The 14990-nt window shown below is 43.2% G+C and carries 12 protein-coding genes; 2 read left to right on the forward strand and 10 right to left on the reverse strand.

What is annotated here, in order from left to right; genetic code table 11:
- Positions 1 to 85 precede the first annotated feature (85 nt).
- Entirely contained in the window at positions 86 to 682 is a 597-nt protein-coding gene (locus tag N773_RS0106905) for a haloacid dehalogenase-like hydrolase (RefSeq protein ID WP_051454266.1), read from the forward strand.
- Positions 683 to 832: 150 nt separating this feature from the next.
- Here N773_RS0106905 and N773_RS0106910 read toward each other — a convergent pair whose 3' ends face one another.
- The 4 genes from N773_RS0106910 to N773_RS0106925 all read right to left on the reverse strand — a co-directional run bounded on the left by N773_RS0106910 (position 833) and on the right by N773_RS0106925 (position 4126).
- Entirely contained in the window at positions 833 to 1705 is an 873-nt protein-coding gene (locus N773_RS0106910; protein WP_024857107.1) for a sensor histidine kinase, read from the reverse strand.
- 8 nt (positions 1706 to 1713) lie between these two features.
- Positions 1714 to 2478, reverse strand: coding sequence for an ABC transporter permease subunit (locus N773_RS0106915; protein ID WP_024857108.1), 765 nt, complete (start codon positions 2476 to 2478; stop codon positions 1714 to 1716).
- Positions 2471 to 3388 (reverse strand): ABC transporter ATP-binding protein, encoded by a 918-nt coding sequence (locus N773_RS0106920; protein ID WP_024857109.1) that lies wholly within the window; start codon positions 3386 to 3388, stop codon positions 2471 to 2473. Before N773_RS0106920 ends, N773_RS0106915 begins: the two co-directional genes overlap by 8 nt.
- A 78-nt stretch (positions 3389 to 3466) precedes the next feature.
- The gene (locus N773_RS0106925; protein WP_024857110.1) at positions 3467 to 4126 is read right to left on the reverse strand and encodes a response regulator transcription factor; all 660 of its coding nucleotides are present in this window, start codon (positions 4124 to 4126) and stop codon (positions 3467 to 3469) included.
- Between the two features lie 191 nt (positions 4127 to 4317).
- Between N773_RS0106925 and N773_RS0106930 the strand changes: the two genes are divergently transcribed.
- Complete coding sequence (locus N773_RS0106930) at positions 4318 to 5739, forward strand: GGDEF domain-containing protein (protein WP_024857111.1); 1422 nt, start codon at positions 4318 to 4320, stop codon at positions 5737 to 5739.
- Positions 5740 to 5864: 125 nt separating this feature from the next.
- Here N773_RS0106930 and N773_RS0106935 read toward each other — a convergent pair whose 3' ends face one another.
- The 6 genes from N773_RS0106935 to N773_RS0106955 form a co-directional block, all read right to left on the reverse strand.
- On the reverse strand, positions 5865 to 7190 hold the full coding sequence (locus tag N773_RS0106935; protein ID WP_024857112.1) for an IS200/IS605 family element transposase accessory protein TnpB: 1326 nt from the start codon (positions 7188 to 7190) through the stop codon (positions 5865 to 5867).
- Positions 7191 to 7208: 18 nt separating this feature from the next.
- Positions 7209 to 7328: a transposase gene (locus N773_RS23485; protein ID WP_080678386.1), complete on the reverse strand. Its 120-nt coding sequence runs from the start codon at positions 7326 to 7328 to the stop codon at positions 7209 to 7211.
- Positions 7329 to 8074: 746 nt separating this feature from the next.
- Positions 8075 to 10834, reverse strand: coding sequence for an endo-1,4-beta-xylanase (locus tag N773_RS21135; RefSeq protein ID WP_024857113.1), 2760 nt, complete (start codon positions 10832 to 10834; stop codon positions 8075 to 8077).
- 480 nt (positions 10835 to 11314) lie between these two features.
- Positions 11315 to 12724, reverse strand: coding sequence for a DUF4340 domain-containing protein (locus tag N773_RS0106945; RefSeq protein WP_024857114.1), 1410 nt, complete (start codon positions 12722 to 12724; stop codon positions 11315 to 11317).
- Positions 12721 to 14226, reverse strand: a complete 1506-nt coding sequence (locus N773_RS0106950; protein ID WP_024857115.1) for a Gldg family protein — start codon at positions 14224 to 14226, stop codon at positions 12721 to 12723. The genes N773_RS0106945 and N773_RS0106950 overlap by 4 nt, the downstream gene beginning before the upstream one ends.
- Before the next feature lie 16 nt (positions 14227 to 14242).
- On the reverse strand, positions 14243 to 14974 hold the full coding sequence (locus tag N773_RS0106955) for an ABC transporter permease (RefSeq protein WP_024857116.1): 732 nt from the start codon (positions 14972 to 14974) through the stop codon (positions 14243 to 14245).
- Between the last annotated feature and the right edge of the window lie 16 nt (positions 14975 to 14990).

Consider the following 14990-nt stretch of genomic DNA (forward strand, 5'->3'; position numbering starts at 1 on the left):
GGCAGTCACGGAATATCACCTGCCAAAAGTGAACTGTGACATGGATTAAAATTCAGCCATATAAAATCTATTACCCTGAAAGGTTGTGGACAAAATAAAAGTATTTGATTTCGATAACACTCTATACCACGGCGAAAGTTCGATAGACCTTGCTTTCTATCTGATACGCAGAAACAAAAGGATACTGCTTTACGTACCTTCGATATTGATAAACCTTGCCAAGTACAAAATGTGCCTTGTTGACAGGGAAAAAGCTGAACAGGAGATCAACGATTTCCTGAAAGTCGCAGTCAAGGACAAATACGAAGCGGCTGAGATAGTTGAAAGCTTCTGGGCTGAAAACAGCTACAGGCTTGATGAAAATATGATAAAGCGGGTCAGAAAAGATGATGTTATAATAACAGCAGGTCCCGATATGCTGATAGACGGTATCAAGGACAAGCTAGGCACTGATAATATCATCAGCAGCATTATCGACCCCGACAAGCGGGAAATAGTATACTTCAACTTCGGCGAAAACAAAGCAAAGCGCTACAAAGAGGTATACGGTGATACCCCCATCGAGAGTTTTTATACCGACTCATTCAATGATAAACCCCTGATGAAGCTGGCAAACAAAGTGTACATAGTTGAAAAAGGCAGACTGAAAAGAATGACCGAAAAGGGCATGGCAAAGCTCTGATAATAAACTGAAACAGGCAGTACCCGCCAAAGGTACTGCCTGTATTTTTGTCATTATGTTATCCGTTTGTTGTCTGATATCTGTAATTATCTAATCTGTCACGGCGATATTTTTCTGTTCAACTTCTGACCGTCAGATCTCTCATTTTACTCACAGCACTATCCTGATAGTCAGTTTGCTGTCGGTGTATTCCGCTGTGATAGTTCCGCCCATTCGTTCCACAAGAGTCCGCGCTATGGACAGCCCCAGACCCGTCGAATGATGCGCTGCTTCCACGGTGTAAAATCTGTCAAACAGCTGTTCAACTTCCACCGCAGACAAGTCATTTGCTGTATTTGTGAATGTTATGACGCCCTCCGCCGAAAGCTTTATCAGCAGATCGCCGTCAGAATATTTCAGTGCATTGTTCAGAAGATTTGAGAATATCCGCGCAAGATATTCTTTGTTGAGTTCCCTTATAACTGCTTCTTCGGTAAGCTGTACTTCGGGGACTATCCCCTTTTCGTTCAGTGCCGCAAAGTATCCCATGATGCTGTCTTCCAGCACCTGCACCACATTTACCGATTCTGTCTGCATCTCGCTTTCCTCCGATACTATTACCGAATACCGGAAAAGTTCCTCCGTAAGCTGCTTCATCAGTTCCGCACGTTCTTTCATTATGGCGATATACTTTTTATGCTTTTCGGGGTCGTCAGTCTGCTGCAGCATATCAAGATAACCGTATATCGCCGTAAGTGGTGTGCGTATATCGTGGGAGATATTGGTTATCGCCGTTTTCAGTTCGGTGTTTCCCTGGTGGTACTGCAAATGTTCCTTACGCAGCAATTTCAGCTGTTTGTTTATACTGTCAGCCAGAAAAAGCATATCCTTGTCACGGCTTGAAATATCTATTACCGTGTTGGTGTCCTTTTGCAGCTTGTCGGAAAATCCGTCAACGATCTCCCTTACTGATTTTTTCAGCAGATATATTTTCACCGAGAGTATTATTATAACTGCTATCGCCGCCGCTAGACACCAGATCATTTGCTCACCTACTTTATGTCACATTTTTTGAATTGATGAAGTCCTATCAGACTCATTACCGCTATCAGTCCCGCTGATACAGCAAAGTTTTTCCATATGCCCTCAGGCACAGCAAAGCAGGAAAAATAAAATATACAGCTCTGTGGGAATATTTTTTCTGCTATCTCAGCGATCTTGCTCTCGTATTTGTACATGCCTAATACCACGGACATATTCAGCACATACTGCACCACAAGTATAACTATCGTAAGCTTTCCGCCCCGCATAAGATTTCCAAGAATAAGTGAGATCACCGTACTTTCAAATATCTGCATTATCAGCATAGCCGAAAGGGATACCAATGTCGCTTTAAGATCATATCCCTCAAAACCGAAAACGCATACCGCCATGAATATTGCTGATACCTGATACAACACAAAATATATCGCCGCAGCAGCGCTCATGGTGATAAGATTTGAAAAGAATATAGCTGTGCGTGTATGTCCGCAGCATATCATGTTCCTTATAGTGCCGTGATTGTACTGCGAATCCAACAGCACTGCAACTGTCGCAGCCGCCGCAAAGGGTAAAAACATAGTAGCAAATGACGGCACTACGCCGAGTATGTTATCCTTTGTAAGTATCATTCTTGAATTTTCAGGCTGATTATAACTCGGGAAAAGATACATAGCCGTTGTCAGACCAGCTCCGATAATAACGCATACTATTGATGTAATATAAAAATATTTCGATTTGAACAGCTCGTGAAACTGAGCATTAAGAAGCTTAGTCATTTCCCGCACCTCCCACAAGTGATATATAAAAGCTCTCCAGACTTTCGTCGTGCTCTTCCACAGTAAGGACTTCGCAGTTCTCATTTGCCAGAGCCATCGAAAGCTGAGTGATATTCGGCTTTGCGTAGATATCCGCATGGGAATCATCTATGATGGTATATTCCAGACCCATATCGTCAAGCACCTTTGCAAGAACAGCCGTGTCGGTAACGTTTATTCGCATACACTTGCGGCAGGCAGATTCAAGGTCCTCAGCACTCATCTCACGGATTATCCTGCCTTTGTCGATAAAGCCGTAATGTGTTGCCAGTTTTGCAAGCTCATCAAGAATATGTGATGAAATCAGCACCGTGATCTTCCTTTCGCGGTTGAGCTTCAGTATAAGTTCGCGTATCTCGATTATGCCCTGAGGGTCAAGACCGTTGATAGGCTCATCAAGAACAAGCATATCAGGGTCACCGCACAGAGCAATTGCAATACCAAGACGCTGACGCATACCAAGCGAAAAATGCTTAGCTTTTTTCTTTCCTGTATCTTCAAGACCTACAAGCTTCAGTATCTCATCTATGCCATCAAAGCTGGGAAGACCTAAAATGCGGTACTGCTGTTTCAGATTATCCACCGCAGTCATATCATAGTATATCGACGGAGTTTCAACCACCGCACCCATTCTTCTGCGTGATCTTGACATCTCCTTGTTGTCTGTTAGCTTAGCACCGTAGAGTTCCAGTTCACCGCTTGTCGGCAGCTGCATACCGCAGACCAGTCTGATAAGCGTGGTCTTGCCGGCACCGTTTTTTCCCACAAATCCGTAGATCGAACCCTGTGGCACATTCATCGTGAGACCGTTCAGCGCTTTGAAATCTTTATAGTTCTTGCAGATATCTTTTGTTCTCAGAACATATTTCATGATGTATCACCTTTCCTTTCTGAAAACATAATAACACATAATGGTCAAGACAGCGGCAAAGAAATTGTCAAGATTTCGTCAAGATTTAAACCTGAACCCTATGCCATAAACTGCTTCGATATAATCCCTGCCATTCACCGCAGAAAGCTTATGGCGGATATTGCTGATGTGCTGTTTAAGCGAACGTTCGGTGCAGTCGGGGGTATCATAGCTTATCTTATCGAGTATAGTAGTCTTACCAACAGGCACATCCGGGTTCTGCATCAGCAGTTTAAGTATAGCGCACTCAGTGCGGGTAAGCTGAATTTCAATGTCATTCACCGTTACCGAAAGCCTGTCACAGCAGAGAGAAAGCTCTCCGCAGGTAATGGAATCAGATATACTTCGTTCTTTCTGCCTTAACTGAACAGCGACCCTAGCAATAAGTTCGCTTATATTGAAAGGCTTGGTGATATAATCTGCCGCCCCGCCCATCAGCAGCCCGACTTTGTCACTGATATCGGCTTTTGCGCTGACGATTATAACAGGAATATCCTTGATCTTAGGCAGTATCTCTTCCCCGGTAAGTCCCGGCAGCATAAGGTCTAGCAAAACAAGATCGGGCTTGCTGTGTGAAAGAACCATCAGCGCTTCCGTACCGGAGTACGCTTTTATAACGGAATGCCCCTCATTCATTAGTGCTTCGGATATCATATCGCTGATGTTTACATCATCATCGGTTATAAGTATTTTTGCCATGATCTCACCTCGTTTTTTATTATATCACAAAACAAAACTTAATGCAATGCCGCCGCAGATAAGTTCATTATTGTCATTTTGTATTTAGATTTATATTCGCTATTGATTTTCTGTTAAAAATATAGTATAATTTTATTAAGTGATGTTGTTTACAAAAACATCAGATCATGAAGATATTTCAGGAGGCTTTTATGGATCTTCAGGCATTGGTCAACAAATTCAAGATAGTTGCGGGAGTGTATGCTTTTGATATCCTGCCCGATGGCAGCAAGAGCGAGATCCGCATTATGGCGATAAATGATTTCAACACAATGATGTTCAGAAAGCGGCCCGATGCGCCGGATTTTTATCCCGGTGTCCCGCTGCGAAGATACTTCACAGAGATAAACCTTGAAAACTTCATATATAACAGTGCTATAAACAATGAACCGCTGTATTCATATGTAAATGCTTTCGGTATGTGGATAAAAGGTTTTTATCTTCCTTTAGATGAAGAAGGCAATATCCTGAATGAAAAGGGCGAGCCGAACACATCACCGAGAACAGCGTACTGCTTGTACTTAACTACACGTTCCTATGAATCTGAACCGGACTCCATGACACAGCGTTCAGGCGAGATAGCTTCATTTATTATGGAGTTGAGCATAAAACTGAATAGGATGCAAAGCTTTGATATTGCCATGAGAGAGTGCATGAGAGAACTTAAAGGTTTATTCCGTTCAAAATACTGTGCGATGCTGACCATCAACAAAAATGAGGAAAAATTCGACCTGTACAATGATAAAGGCGATCAGCCCGAAATGCTCAGAGATCTTACAAAAAGTATGGATCGCACACCTTATGAAACTGCGCTTGCCTGGGAAAAGGATCTGAATGGCTCAGACTGTCTGCTGCTTGATGACCTGAGCATAATCGAAGAGCGCGACCCTGTATGGTACAGATCGCTGGTAAACTTTGACGTTAAAAACCTTATGCTGACTTCAATTCGCTACGATAATGAACTTGTGGGATTTATCTGGGCGATAAATTTCGATACCGAAAGAACAATGGAGATCAAAGAAACACTGGAGCTGACGACTTTCATGCTTGGCGCGAGCATCTCTCACCACCACCTTGTCAGCAGACTGAAAGTCATGAGCAGAACGGACAGCCTTACTCAGTTGCTGAACCGCAATGCAATGAACGAACGTGTTGATCAGCTGACAAACGACAAGTCTGCAAAGCCGGAATGTATCGGCATTGTATTTGCCGATCTGAATGGTCTGAAAGCGGTAAACGACGGCAGCGGTCATGCTGCGGGAGACAAACTTTTACAGAATGCAGCAGCGCTTCTTAAAATAGCTTTCGATGAATACGAGATATACCGTTCAGGCGGGGATGAGTTCGTGGTACTATGCCCTGATATCTCACCCGAAAAACTGGATGGATGTGTTGCAAGACTACACGCACTTGCCGAAAATACACCTAACGTAAGCTTCGCAGCGGGTGCAAAATGGTTCAATGGCGACTACGACATTTTCACCGCAATGCAGGCAGCCGACCTGAGTATGTATAAGAACAAGGAAGATTTTTACCGCTTGCACCCGGAGAAAAACTGGCGGAATAATCTTTGATATCATCGATCATCATAGTGAAGCCTCACACGACTAAAGTCGCGTACTTCCAATAGTGTCCTAGCGGACACGCCCACTTTAGGCAGGTGGACTACGTTTCTACCATAAAGCCTGAACTCAGAAAATTATGCTGTTTGAGCAATAAATTCCGCATTCAGGTTAACTAAGGTAGAGAACGTGCAGGTGCTTCTCTTACTGCATTGAGGTACTTTAGCCTCAATGAACAACCTTGAATTCTCATCCAAGGATTTTAATATTTCACGTATGAAGTATCTTGCCCCTATATTATACGAAGCAGATAGATCACAGTTGTAGGTCTTGCCATTTTGAAATTTGCATAGCTCATAGGTATTGAAACCACCGAATTTACCACGAAGTACAAAACCACTGCCATCGTAGGCAAGGCGTGACGTATTCCATGCACAGATATGGCTTACTCTCATACCTAGTCTGTGAGCTTTATTCGTTACAATAGACTGAACTTCCTGACTGCGCCACAGCTTGAGCTTCTGCTTTTTAGAACCGCGGACCTTACCGTTCTTGTCTAAATGCTCAAATACAATAACATCTGCATTATAAAGAACGGCTATATCTACGATGCAGGCAGCAGTTTTAGTGGCAATGTCGTGATTGATTCCTTTGGCTTTTGCCCAAAGTCTTGGTGTTTTATAGTTACCATGCTGCTGAGCTTTTTTTATACGGTTAACACAATGCATAAGATGGTCTGTTTCTTTGGGAAGCTTATAAAAATGCCTTCCAAGAATAGTGCCATCTGAACGCATTACGGAAATCGTAGCAGCGGTGTTTATTCCAAGATCTACAGTAACAATGGTCTGTTCATACACAGATATATCTGCAAGTTTGACCTTTTCCTCAAATGGAAATTCCAAAAACCACTCCTTGCCTCGTTTTTGAAGTGTTGGAGCGCATTGCTTGCGAAAATTGCAATGTCTGTATATATAATCCATATCAGACTTTTTAAGGTTTATCGTTATCCAGTCCCATGTATTACGGATGTAGACTTTGATCTGGGCAGTATAATCACCGGTCTGATTGTACATTACTGTACGATACATAGACGGGAATGAATAACCTGCTTTTGGATACGATGGTTCTCTTCCGACCGGATCTTTGATCCAGTTATCGAGATTGGTTTTGTAAGATGATACCTTGCCTATAGCCTCGTTAATAGCACCACGGCGCAGATAGCTTGGCATCTTATAGAATTTTGTATCAAAATCATAAATTGGATCGGGATTATCTTTTGTAGCATGGATCAGTGTTTCGATATATGTGAGTCTACTCACCCCTTTGAATGTAACAATGTTATCCCAATGATCCAGACAAACGCTGATAAGGTAATCTACAGCATGTCTGTATTCGATAACGGTATCTTTAAAGATGTTGTTGTAATGCTTGATCTTAACGCTGTAAGTCGTATATATCTGCATACTGCAGACTCCCTCCTTCTACTTGGTTTTTTGAGAATTAATGTAATCTGTTACCTGTTTAAGACTTCTGTCGCTTACAGTTGCTACAAAATACGATGGATTCCATATATATTTATTATAGTAGATTTTTTTAAGAATTTAAAATTTTATATACTTAAAAGTTTTGCTGTGTTTGTGTCACGCGTGACACAAACAGAATTCAATTTTTCTTTTTATGAGGTTTAAGATGCAGAAAGACAGCTAATCTTACTCACTTAGCTGTCTTTCACTTAAGAATTATAGTATCTGACATTCTTAATTGAGGCTTACAGTTTACAAGACGAAGTATATGATCAAGACTTCCTGTATTTGGTAGTTCTTACGATATGGTATTACAATGAATATACATACCCTCGACCATGCACAACAGAATGTCTAGAAATGCCGCCTAACTCATGACTAAAGTCACGAGCGTGCGGCGGCAAAATCGTCAAAAAAAGATAAGACCTCCCGTGGTATGAAAAAATCACAGGAGGTCTTTATGGTATATCCGATATGATAAATCAGAACCACCACTAAAGTGGTGGTTTGCTCTGCCCCTAAAAGGGGCTATTACTGGCTAACCCACTCAAAGTGGGTACTGAATTATTGTCATTGCATTACTTGCACCGCCACCCGTAAACGGGTAATATATTTATCAGTCAAAGTATGCGTAAATCCTTTGGTATGCTTTTACTTTCTGGCTTCGCCATATGTTTCCCTTCGGGAAACACTCATGCTAAAGCTTTTTTATCTCCCCCGGTAGAACCGGGGGTTTATTTACGCTAAAGCACCAACAAAAATACGGGATGGCACATAGGTCATCCCGTATCTGTTTATGCTATTGATGTACTTATAAACTGCTATTATCTGATAGTAACATTTACAGCATTATTGATAGCACTTGTGGTATCCCAATGACCGTTAACTCTTGCAGCGATAGCTACCTTGTAGCTCATACCGGGAGTCAGGTTCTTAGGAGTTACATAGCTGTTTGAAGAGATGTTGGAAGTCTGAACTCTCCACTTACCAGCCAGGTATACAGCGATGCCGTACTTGTCAGCGCCCTGTACCTTATCCCATACAAACTGTACCTGATGGTAATAAGAATCATAATTTACCTTGATGTTTGTAGGATAAGTGTTGCTATTTCCGTTGCCGGTTTCGTTGCCGTTACCATTGCCATTTCCGTTACCATTACCGGTTTCGTTGCCGTTGGTCTTGCCCCACAGGCTTGTAGGAATGATGCTGATAACAGAGCTGTATGCCTGCTTAGGCTTGTAGCTTGAATCGAACAGCAGAGGAGTATCGGATTTTCTCCAGCTCATGCCATCGTTGGTGCCCCACCATGTCAGTGAAGTTACAGCGTCGCAGTTAACGATGTTCTGAACGATGCCCTTGTAGTAGCTAGCAAATGCGGAGTCGCTTGCGCCCTTCTGCATAACGTCCAGCTCAGTTACGTGGATCTCGATGCCGGGGATAGAAGAGAACAGATCAAGTGCGTTCTTATATCTTGAAGCATCAGGATAGTTTGTACCCAGGTGAGACTGCATACCGATACCGTCAAGGTTACCTGCCTCGTGAACCTTCTTGCAGAAGTTGTAGATGGAAGTTACCTTGCCATCGTCATACTCGTTGAAGTCGTTGTAGAACAGCTTGCAGTCAGAAGGAGCATACTTTCTTGCATAAGCGAATGCCTTCTGCATATAGCTGTCGCTGCCGTAAATAGCCATATAAGGAGACTGACCATAAGCGCCGTTCATACCTGCCTGTCTGAGGTTGCCGTTGCTTACTTCAAATGCTTCGTTAACAACGTCATAAGCATAGAGTTTCAGAGTAGGATAATTATCCTTGATCATCTTGAAAGTATTCTTGATGAAGTTTTCCATACGCTGATCCATTACCGACTGAGAAACAACTGAACCGTTGCTGTCGAAGTTCTGTCTGAAGAACCAGTCAGGAGTCTGGCTGTGCCAGATGAGTGTATGACCTCTTACAGGTATATTGTACTTAACAGCAAAGTCAAGGATAGTCTTTAAGTTGCTGGGCAGTTTTACCTGAGGATTTACGTTGTTGCCGTAGGACTTACTTGCATTCTGGTCAAGAATGTTATCGGGCTTCAGCTCGTTCTCGGGAGTGATGCTGTTGAAGTGCTTTCTGATAAAGTCAGGGTGTGAGCTAACTTCATAAGAGCTTACAGCAGTACCTACCTTGAATTCGGTAGAGAATACGTCCTTCAGACCTGCATCCGAAGTATTAACATTAGAAGAACCAGTGCCTGAACCGGTACCGGAAGAAGAAGAATCTACCTTACCGCCGCCTGTGGTAACAGAAGAAGACTTGCCTGCCTTGGAAGCCTGTACGTTGTCGATATAGAAATCTGTCAGGCTGTCGGGAGCTTCAACATAAAGAACAAGATTGGAAGCGCCGCTGGGGATCTTGTAAGATGTATTCTCAAGCTTTGTCCACTTGCCGTTCTGTGCAGTAGCAGAAGCTACCTCATCATACTGCTCAGTACCGGAAGAATCAGTGTACTGCATAGTCATCTTCATGCTTGTGGAGGAACCGCTCTTCTGCAGAACGCCTGTGCTGAAGCTGAAGGAATTGCCGGGAACGAATGTGGAAGTGCTCAGGGGGATAGATGCACCGTGCCAGTTGCTTGTTCTGCCGCTTACATACAGTGACTTGCTGCCGCCGTAGTAGTTCTTGCTGTCAACAGCAACAGATGCAGCACCTCTGCCTTCCCAGTTACCTGCACCATTCTCAAATGTGCTGGTGAAATAATCGCCGTTGGAATCGGGGTTAGGAACAGTTGTTGTTGAACCTGTGCCGCCTGTGCTACCTGAGCCGCTGCTTCCGCCTTCACGGAATTTCAGATTAACATCAGCCTGACCGTCGGACTCCCAACCTTCAACGTTGAAAGCAACTTCGTACAGGTTACCCATCTTCATGCCCATGGACTCCCAAGCCTTGAAGTGCTCGGTAACGCTTATTGTGCCCTTGGTTCTTGTGTTCTGACGTATGCTTATATACTGTGTGAAATTCTTGTTGCCTTCGATGGTGTAGGAATTTCTTGCACTTGTGTATATCTTGTACTGGCTTCCGTCAATAGTAACAGAACCCTTGTACTGTGCAGAGGGATCCTGTGCAGGAGACCAGTTCTTCCAGTCCTCGATGATGTAGTACTCAACCAGAGGATTCTGAGCCCAGCCGTAGATACAGATTCTGGAGTTACCGGATGAACCTGCATACCAGCTGCAATCGTAATCACAGTAGAAATTACCATAGTTCTTGTAAGTCTTAGGGTTATTCAGACCCCAGTACAGACCACGACGAGCAAGGAAGTTACCTCTCGAGTTATTAGGACCGCACTTCCATGATGTGCTGAAACCGCCGTCATTGTCGTGCAGTGTCATAGTAGAAGAATTAGGAGTATCTGCCTGCCAGATCTCGTGATGGTAATCATTATACCAGCCTACTTCCTGTGTATGAGAAGGGCTTGTAGTCAGCTGCTTAGCTGCTGAAACTGTTATAACCGTCCTGCTGATCATAGGTGCAGCAGGTGCAGTGATCATCATACCTGCGATAAGAGCGCTTACCGCACGCTTCGGAACAAAATTTTTCATAAGCAATTCCTCTCTTTCCTATAGTTAAAGATTAAAAGAACAAATCAAAAGAATTCAACAGAGTCCAATTATATAATGTCGAAAGCCCCATTTTTCGGCTCCGGACTCCGCTTCCCTTCTTTTGTTAATATTTTATATTTTTTAAGAGATAAATTCAAATCGTTTTTTGCTATATATCAGCTTCCAATATTCAAAAATTGCTATATTGCAGTTTTACTATATTTCTAACCGTATTTTTAATTTTTTTGTAACATATTCCGTCATGTAATTAACTAAATGTTGTTCTTTTCTATTATCTAATTTCATTATATCATTGTACAATTTCACTATATTTTTATTATTGCCGTTTTGTCCATAAACGTACTAAAGTACCGCGCTTAACATATCCTATCATTGTATTTGATTTATTCTGTAAAAAAGATCCCCCTGCATCAGCAGAGGGATCATATAATTGATCATATAACGGAAATCTTCGTTCGCTTACTTGTTTTCAATTCCAAGATCAGCATTTAGCTTCTCAATGAAACTCAGACAGCCGTTGGTGCCGTCAATGGCACTTCTTTCAACTGTCATACCGATACATCTGCCGTCAGTATACGCCCAGTAATTACTATCGTCTATGGGCACAAGTTCAAGCTTGCGCTTTGTGCCATCGGTAAGGGTATAGGTGAATGTGCAGGTAGGCTCGCCCATCTTTTCGGGTATATCCTCCCTGAAATCACCGTGTTTGATCTCGGATACGGAGGCATACAGGTACTCAAAATCCTTAGCTGCTTCTTCGTTTCCCTTGGACATCACATCGATATCATCGAATGTATAAGCGGAATTTTCTCTGTCGATATCCAGAATATGTTTCTCACCGTCAACATCTATTTCCAGGGTTTTCGCATCATAGAACGAAACAGACATTACCTGCTTAGTGGTAAGATCCTGCCACTTTCCTGAAAGGAAAGCCGCATTGCCGCTTGATATGGTGCATAGTTCGTAGGTATCGGCATCATAGCACCATACCTTTTCATCGTCCTCGCTTATCTCAGGAAATTCAAGAGTGATAGTCTTATCAGAGGTCTCCACTGTGAAAGTGTAAGCAGGATCATCAAGCCCATGCTTAGCCAGCTCAGCTTCGTCCTTTGTGAAACACTCAAAATCAGCTCTCTCTATCCTTACCATATTGGTAAGAATAGTATTTACCGTGATAGCGTCGATGGAAACATCTGTAACAGGGCCGTTGAAAGACCATATAGCAGTATTATCCTCGTTTCGTGAGAGGTCGTAAACAACTTCGCCGTTATGAACTAGTGCAAAACGCATTATATCGTTGTCAACACATTCAAGTACATAGGGATCGCACAGCTTGGCGATATCGCCGCTGAGTTCAAGACCCGTAGCATTGTCGATACAGTATACAGTATCATCGTCCGGAAGCATCACATAGCAGAATTCGTCAGTTACCGAGCTACTGCCGACGTATACAGTATAGTCCTTGTCAGCAGCGTGGCATACCACCGTAACAGGATCATCCAGCCCGTACTTGCCCAGATCTTCTTTCTTCACATCAGCTTTGTGATCAGCTTTAAGCCTGCTCATAGCAGATGCGATAACGTTCATCTGATAGCTGTAAGGAGTGAATTTATAAGGATAATCCGAATCCTCGATAGTCCATTCACCGTTCTCTTCCTGCTTGATCTTGAAATAGCCCTCAGCAGTGGTGATATCTATCGCATTTACGTCATTTGAATCAAATTCCATCAATTTCAGTGAATCAGTCTCAGCCTTTTCAGCGGCTTCCTCTGAAGACTTCTTGTGATCAACATAGTAATATGCACCGCCCGCACCTCCGAGGAGGAGCACAAGTGCAGCACCTGTTGCGATCATTGATCTGCGGTTCATTCTGTATACCTCCGCTTGAGCCATACTGCGCCGCCGATAAGTCCGACAACAACAGGTACAGCTATGAAGATTATATTGGTGAGAGTAGCTTTTGAAGCAGACTCAATGCTCATCTCATCAAAAGTACGCTCCTTGCCGGCGATACCGAAATCCAGTGCCAGTTCGGAATCATACATCCATGAGAATACAGAGAGCTGCAGATTTACAGGCACGATTGAATAAGCCTGATCATAATTTTCATCATCTATGAACTCAGCGGTACCGATAACCATTACCTTTGAATCCGCACGTGCCGTATCGGTAGAATACATCGCAAGTTCAAGAACACTGTTGCCCAGAGTTTCGCGGGGCTTTGCACCGCCCACAGGCTTACCTATAGCAGTTGAAGAACCGTCGCCTATCATGTCGATAGTCTCAAGAAGACCGCCTGCAAAAACGTGAGTGCTGTTATTGCCTTCTCCGTAGATCTGTACAAAACTTCTGGTATCTGTCATTATAGGAGTAGCGCCTTGACTTTCGACCTGTCTGAGTTCACTTGTAATATCGATATCAGTTGACTCATCTGCAACAACGATTGCGCATTTAAAGCTTGTTGGATAATTTGGAATAGTAAGACGCTGATCAGTTTCTTCAACGATGTCATAATCCATGCCGATGTTGTAATCCTTCAAAAGTTTCTCGATATTGACATAATCGAGTTCAGCTTCGTTTGGTGACATCCAGAAGCATATATTTCCGCCCTTGTCAAGATAGTCGTTCAGAGCTTTTAGCTCGCTGTCGGAAATATCGTTCTTGGGAGCAGCCAGTATAACGATAGCAGCATCATCTGGTACGGAATTACTGCTGGTAAGGTCAAGAGTCTCGGCAATATAGTTACGTGCCGCAAGATCCCTTTTCAGCTTGGTGTAATCTGTGTCAAGCTGTTTTTCGCCGTGACCTGTCAGGAAATACATCTTTATCTCTCTGCCTGTCACAACAGCATTTATCGCACCTGTGATGATGTTCTCACCGGTGAAATACATAGTTCCCGTGGACTTGTTTTCATCGATATGAGTCTGGAACATGGAGTTTGCGGCAAGGCGCTTGACCCTGCCATCACACTCGATCACTACGTCACCCTGCTTGACCGATAAGCCCATATCCTTAAACTCCTTGATCTTGTCGGGATCATCATCGGGATCAAAAGCCTGAAAATTGATGCAATCGTATTTTGAATACTCTTTCATAGCATTGTAGAGCGGCATACTGTCAGTATCAGTCGAAAGCACGTCCATATCGAACAGGAAGTAGAAATTTACCTCCTTGTCCAATGAATCAAGATAATCTCTGGTGGAATCCGTGAGTTTGTACATACCACTGGATGTCATATCCCATGTGATATTAAGACGTGATACCATCAGATTGATAAGGACAACTATCGCCAGCGATATAGCAGCAAAAACAAGTGCAACGGCAGTAAAGCCGTGTGACTTTTTCGTCTTTTTGGTTTCATTCTGTGCCATGTATCATTCCCTCCAATCAGTGATGGCTGCGGCGGCGCTTTTCGATGTGCAGTATGATCCAGAAGAGCACCAGAACGGTCAGACTCAGGAAGAATACAAGATCTTCAAGACGGAACATACCCTGCGCAAAGAATACGAAACGGCGCTGCATCGAGAACCATGTAACAACAGAATTGAGGTGAGGATAACTCTCAACCATCTTTGAGCCGCCGAACTGATCGATAGCCAGGAAGCCTTCCATAACTATCTCACCGATTATAGCAGCGATTATTGCACTGCTCTGCATAGCGGAGATCAGCATACCTATGGCAATGCAGACCATTCCCCACAGGAAAAAGCTTGCATATCCGCATATGAGCGACGGCCATATAACAGTTCCGTGGTTTGCAACATATATAGGAAAGAACAGCGAGAGCACCAGCATAAATACGAACACTGTAACTATCGCAAAAAACTTCGCAAATACGATCTGCGGAATGGTCAGCGGGCTGGTGAGCAGCTGAACTTCAGTACCGCCGCGGCGCTCGTCAGCAAATGAACGCATGGTAAGAAGCGGTATAATAAACACAAAATAGAAGAAATTGTTATAGAACATATCAGGGAAGGAGAACTGGAACACGCTGGTCTGCATATTTGCGATCCTGTTCACGAAAGCAAATCCGAAGATCAGCATGAACAAAGCCGACAGTACATAAGCAAACGGCGAGTAAAAGAACGACTGGATCTCCTTTTTATATAAAGAAAACATTTTGCACACTCCTTTT

It is taken from the genome of Ruminococcus albus AD2013, assembly GCF_000526775.1.
In the GTDB taxonomy this organism is placed as follows: domain Bacteria; phylum Bacillota; class Clostridia; order Oscillospirales; family Ruminococcaceae; genus Hominimerdicola; species Hominimerdicola alba_A.

Coding starts and splice junctions, on each gene's coding strand:
- N773_RS0106925 (WP_024857110.1), bottom strand. CDS start 4,126: ATGGCAAAAATACTTATAACCGATGATGATGTAAACATCAGCGATATG.
- N773_RS0106945 (WP_024857114.1), bottom strand. CDS start 12,724: ATGAACCGCAGATCAATGATCGCAACAGGTGCTGCACTTGTGCTCCTC.
- N773_RS0106915 (WP_024857108.1), bottom strand. CDS start 2,478: ATGACTAAGCTTCTTAATGCTCAGTTTCACGAGCTGTTCAAATCGAAA.
- N773_RS0106935 (WP_024857112.1), bottom strand. CDS start 7,190: ATGCAGATATATACGACTTACAGCGTTAAGATCAAGCATTACAACAAC.
- N773_RS21135 (WP_024857113.1), bottom strand. CDS start 10,834: ATGAAAAATTTTGTTCCGAAGCGTGCGGTAAGCGCTCTTATCGCAGGT.
- N773_RS0106910 (WP_024857107.1), bottom strand. CDS start 1,705: ATGATCTGGTGTCTAGCGGCGGCGATAGCAGTTATAATAATACTCTCG.
- N773_RS0106950 (WP_024857115.1), bottom strand. CDS start 14,226: ATGGCACAGAATGAAACCAAAAAGACGAAAAAGTCACACGGCTTTACT.
- N773_RS0106955 (WP_024857116.1), bottom strand. CDS start 14,974: ATGTTTTCTTTATATAAAAAGGAGATCCAGTCGTTCTTTTACTCGCCG.
- N773_RS0106930 (WP_024857111.1), top strand. CDS start 4,318: ATGGATCTTCAGGCATTGGTCAACAAATTCAAGATAGTTGCGGGAGTG.
- N773_RS0106920 (WP_024857109.1), bottom strand. CDS start 3,388: ATGAAATATGTTCTGAGAACAAAAGATATCTGCAAGAACTATAAAGAT.